Here is a 3,489-nt window from a genome sequence, read left to right on the forward strand (position 1 = left end):
CGAGGGAGGGGCTAATTTTCAGCCCGTCCGGCGTTTGAGGACGAGGCCGCTAGGCCGATAAGGGGGGTCTGGGGGCGCAGCCCCCAGGTACAGGATGGGACGGGTAGGGGCGGCGGGGGCGAGGAAACCCGTGGACCGGCTACGCCGCCAGGCGGGCGATCGCCTCGTCGACCGTCAGCTCCTCGCGCTCGCCCGTGCGGCGGTCCTTCAGTTCCAGGACGCCCTCGGCGGAGCGGCGGCCGGCGACCAGGATCTGGGGGACGCCGATGAGTTCGGCGTCGGTGAACTTCACTCCGGGCGAGACGCCGGCCCGGTCGTCCACCAGGACGCGGACGCCCGCCGCACCCAGCTTCTCGGAGACGTCCAGCGCCAGCTCGGTCTGCAGAGCCTTGCCCGCGGCGACCACGTGGACGTCCGCCGGCGCGACCTCCTTCGGCCAGCACAGGCCCTGCTCGTCCGCCGACTGCTCGGCGAGGGCGGCCACCGCGCGGGAGACGCCGACGCCGTACGAGCCCATGGTCACGCGGACCGGCTTGCCCTGCTGGCCGAGCACGTCGAGCTGGAAGGTGTCCGCGTACTTGCGGCCCAGCTGGAAGATGTGGCCGATCTCGATGGCGCGGTCCAGCTTGAGGCCGGTGCCGCAGGAGGGGCAGGGGTCGCCCTCCTCGACGACGACCACGTCGAGGTAGTCGTCGACCTGGAAGTCCCGGCCGCAGACCACGTTGCGCGCGTGGGTGTCGGCCTTGTTCGCGCCCGTGATCCAGGCCGTGCCCGGAGCCACGCGCGGGTCGGCGATGTAGCGGACCTTCTCCAGGCCCTGCGGGCCCACGTAACCGCGTACGAGGTCCTCGCGGCCCTCGAAGTCCTCGGCCGTGACGAGTTCGACGACGGCCGGGGCGAGGTGCTCGCCGAGCTTGCCGAGGTCGACCTCGCGGTCGCCGGGGACGCCCACGGCGACGATCTCGCCGTCGACCTTGACCAGGAGGTTCTTGAGCGTGGCGGAGGCCGGTACGCCGAGGTGCTCGGCGAGGGTCTCGATGGTCGGCGTGTCCGGGGTGTCCACGTCCTCGACCGGCCCGTGCTCGGCGCCCTCCACCGGCTTCAGCGCGAACGTCACCGCTTCCGTGTTCGCCGCGTAGTCACAGGCCGGACAGTCCACGAAGGTGTCCTCACCGGCGGCCGCCGGCGCGAGGAACTCCTCCGAAGCCGAGCCGCCCATCGCGCCGGAGACGGCGGAGACGATGCGGTAGTCCAGGCCCAGGCGCGTGAAGATCTTCTGGTAGGCCTCGCGGTGCAGCCGGTACGACTCCGCCAGTCCCTCGTCCGTGGTGTCGAAGGAGTACGAGTCCTTCATCTGGAACTCGCGGCCGCGCAGCACGCCGGAGCGGGGGCGGGCCTCGTCCCGGTACTTCGTCTGGATCTGGTAGAGCATGACCGGGAGGTCCTTGTACGAGGCCACCTGGTCCTTCACGACGAGAGTGAAGATCTCCTCGTGCGTCGGGCCGAGCAGATACTCGCCGCCCTTGCGGTCCTTGAGGCGGAAGAGGAGGTCGCCGTACTCCTCCCAGCGGGCGGACGCCTCGTACGGCTCCTTGGGCAGCAGGGCGGGCAGCAGCACTTCCTGCGCGCCGATCGCGTCCATCTCCTCGCGGACCACGCGCGAGATGTTGTCGAGGACCTTCTTGCCGAGCGGCAGCCAGGTCCAGATGCCCGCGGAGTTGCGGCGCACGTAGCCGGCGCGGACGAGCAGCTTGTGGCTGAGGGTCTCGGCATCCGCCGGGTCGTCGCGCAGTGTCTTGACCATCAACCGGGACATGCGCTGGACCTGGGCCATGATTGTTAACTCCTGCTGCGTAAGGGTGATGGCTAGGAGGTTAGCCGGGCGTGCCATCGCTGCGGAAATCCGTTAGCGGCGGCGGAGGGGCAGGGGGGCTCCCATGACCGCGTACGGTTTGGGCGCGCTGGGGAACATGACCTGCCTGGCCAGGTCCTCGTAACCGAGTGAGCGGTACAGGCCGCGGGCCGGGCTGTCCGTGTCGATGGCCGAGAGGATCGAGCGGGGCTCGTCGGCGCTGTCCGTGATCGTGGTGATCAGGGCGCGGCCGATGCCGTGGTTCTGGTAGTGCGGGTGAACGTGCAGCTCGGTGATCACGAAGGAGTCGTCGAGCCAGGCCTCGTGGCCCTGGCTGCGCAGATAGGGCTCGACGACGGTGGACCACCAGTGCGAGCGGTCGTTGGGCATGCCGTAGACGAAGCCGACGAGCCGGCCGCTCGGTGTCGTGGCGCCGAGCGCGCGGGCGCCGGGAGAGGTCAGATGCCGCAGCACGATCTGCCGCCGTACGGCGATCTCGTCCGCCCCGAGTCCGAAGGCCACGGCCTGCACGGCGAGTGCCTCGTCGACCCGCGCGGCCAGGTCCAGCGGGCCGATGACGACATCGTCGGGCGTACCAGGGCCCTGACCGGGGAAGCGAAGCATGCGGGGAGACTACAGGCCCTGTTCGGGCGTCAGAACAGAACGCTCATGAAGGCTCCGACCTCCTGGAAGCCGACCCTGTGATAGGTCGCCCGGGCTGCCGTGTTGAAGTCGTTGACGTACAGGCTCGCGATCGGTGCGACGTCCGCGAGGGCGTACCGCAGAACGGCCGCCATACCGGGCGCCGCGATGCCCTGGCCACGGTATTCGGGCGCGACCCAGACACCCTGGATCTGGCAGGCCTGCGGCGTCGCGGCGCCGATCTCCGCCTTGAAGACGACCCGGCCGTCCGGGCCCAGACGGGCGAAGGAGCGCCCGGAGCCGACGAGTTCGGCGACCCGGGCCTGGTAGAGCAGCCCACCGTCACCGGCGAGCGGCGAGACGCCGACCTCCTCGGTGAACATCGCCACGCAGGCGGGCATGATCGTCTCCAGCTCGTCCTTGCGGATGCGGCGGACGTAGGGATCCGGGGCGATGTCGGCGGGCAGCCCGTCGGTGACCATCAGCGGCTGGTGGGCCCGGATCTCGCGTGCGGGGCCCCAGTTCGGTTCGAGCAGCCGCCACAGCTGGGCGGTGGCCTCTGCGGGGCCGACTATGGAGGAACAGCGACGGCCGGCTCTTCTCGCCCGGTCCGCGAAGGCGCGTACCGCGCGAGGGGTGGCGCAGATCGGGACCAGGTTGGCGCCCGCGTAGCACAGGGACGTCAACATGCCCTCTTCGTACCAGCCCCACATCTCGCCACCGAGCCGCCAGGGGTCGAGGCCCGCGACGTGGACCCGGGACGTCACGAATGCGTTGGCGACCGGCTCACGGTCGAGGACGGCGAGCGCGGCGTCCAGGTCACTCGGTTCGAGGACCCTGGTGGTCGTCTGGGTCAACACGTACGGGGGCCTCACCCTGGGGTCTGCTGATCTCCGCACTGTACCTGGCGAAAATAGGCGACGCCCGCCCCTTGGGTTGGGCCTCTTACTGGGGGCTCCGCCCCCAGACCCCCGTATCGGCCTGGCGGCCTCGTC

Annotated in this window: 3 protein-coding genes; all 3 read right to left on the bottom strand. The window is 70.4% G+C overall.

Annotation, left to right across the window (positions count from 1 at the left end; genetic code table 11):
* Positions 1-139 precede the first annotated feature (139 nt).
* The 3 genes from FGD71_RS35265 to FGD71_RS35275 all read right to left on the bottom strand — a co-directional run bounded on the left by FGD71_RS35265 (position 140) and on the right by FGD71_RS35275 (position 3,354).
* Entirely contained in the window at positions 140-1,834 is a 1,695-nt protein-coding gene (locus FGD71_RS35265; protein ID WP_119104631.1) for a proline--tRNA ligase, read from the bottom strand.
* 72 nt (positions 1,835-1,906) lie between these two features.
* Positions 1,907-2,476, bottom strand: a complete 570-nt coding sequence (locus FGD71_RS35270) for a GNAT family N-acetyltransferase (RefSeq protein ID WP_119104632.1) — start codon at positions 2,474-2,476, stop codon at positions 1,907-1,909.
* 29 nt (positions 2,477-2,505) lie between these two features.
* The gene (locus FGD71_RS35275) at positions 2,506-3,354 is read right to left on the bottom strand and encodes a GNAT family N-acetyltransferase (RefSeq protein WP_119104633.1); all 849 of its coding nucleotides are present in this window, start codon (positions 3,352-3,354) and stop codon (positions 2,506-2,508) included.
* Positions 3,355-3,489: the final 135 nt, after the last annotated feature.

Source organism: Streptomyces sporangiiformans, assembly GCF_005768555.2.
In the GTDB taxonomy this organism is placed as follows: Bacteria; Actinomycetota; Actinomycetes; order Streptomycetales; family Streptomycetaceae; genus Streptomyces; species Streptomyces sporangiiformans.